The sequence below is a fragment of the Gordonia sp. VNK21 genome, from assembly GCF_046098115.1.
GTDB lineage: Bacteria > Actinomycetota > Actinomycetes > Mycobacteriales > Mycobacteriaceae > Gordonia.
The window spans coordinates 4753-5942 of sequence record NZ_JBJURU010000030.1 but is presented as its reverse complement, the minus strand read 5'-3'; the positions used below and the strand labels follow the sequence as shown (position 1 = coordinate 5942).

Annotated in this window: 2 protein-coding genes; both read left to right on the top strand. The window is 64.1% G+C overall.

The genetic code is table 11. From position 1 onward, the window contains the following. Nucleotides 1-226: integrase core domain-containing protein (locus ACJMNC_RS18115; RefSeq protein WP_408949340.1), on the top strand; the 226-nt coding region annotated here is incomplete at its 5' end. A gap of 497 nt (nucleotides 227-723) precedes the next feature. Continuing rightward, the coding region (locus ACJMNC_RS18110) for a helix-turn-helix domain-containing protein (RefSeq protein WP_408949339.1) at nucleotides 724-1190 on the top strand (467 nt) is incomplete at its 3' end.

The following is a 1190-nucleotide window of genomic DNA, read 5'->3' as shown; positions in this document are numbered from 1 at the left end:
TGCTCTGGTCGAGTCGGTCAACGGCTTGTACAAGACCGAGTGCATCCGCACCCCGATCTTCCATTCCCGGCCGTTCGCGACGATCTCCGACGTCGAGTACGCGACATCAGAGTGGGTCGACTGGTACAACAATCGCAGGCTGCATTCACACCTCGGGCACATCCCACCCATCGAGTACGAACACAGCCACTACGCTGCCCTCAACCTCAGGCTGCAGCCCGCATAGGAGCGGCAGAGAACCTGGGGTGGTTCATTCTTCTCCGGCAGTGCCACGAACGATTCCATAGCGGCGTTTCTCCGCTGGACCCGACTCTTCCCATGGATCCGACCATGCGGTGACTGGTGAGAGCGCACAGAAATTCGAGGACTACCGATTCGCGTGCGCGCAGCGCGGCTACCAGATCACGGTAGTAGACGCAGAGGTCTACAGCGGGTAAAGGCTCGTTCGATGCCTCGTCGGGCCCGGGCGGATCGAACAGACTGAAGATCCTGACAGCACGTCGTGGTCAGCGTCCCGCGCAGGACCTAGTGTCGCGTGTCGTTAATTCCTAAATTATTGTTGGGGCGGGAGAATTGGTTATGGCGAATTCTCCCGCTCCCGCACTGACGCTCCGTGACGGCGATGCCGGCGAACTCGAAAGGATTCTGCGGTCGACGACGGCTCCGGCGGGTCTGGTGAAACGGGCGAGGATTGTTTCCCTTGCCGCGCAAGGACTTCCGAATGTGCGGATTCAGGAGCTGACCGGGGCGTCGAGTGCGACGGTGGTCAAGTGGCGGGCCCGGTACCTCCGCGACGGACTCGACGGCCTGGCCGATGCGGCCCGGCCCGGCCGGCCGCGGCTGGTCGAGCACACCGATGTCGTGGCGGCGACCCTCGCCCCGCCGCCGAAGAAGTACGGGGTCACCCACTGGTCCTCACGGCTGCTGGCACGGCATTTGAAGATCGGGAACGCCACGGTCGCCCGGGCGTGGCGCGAATACGGCATACAACCCTGGCGGGCCGGGACGTTCAAGTACTCCACCGATCCCGAACTCGTCGCCAAGGTCACCGACGTCGTCGGCCTCTACCTCGCACCCCCGGAGAACGCGATCGTGCTCAGCGTGGACGAGAAATCCCAGATCCAGGCCCTGGACCGGACCGCGTCGATGCCGCAAGAGGGGCGTAGCCGGTCCGGCAGCTCAGGCAGCGC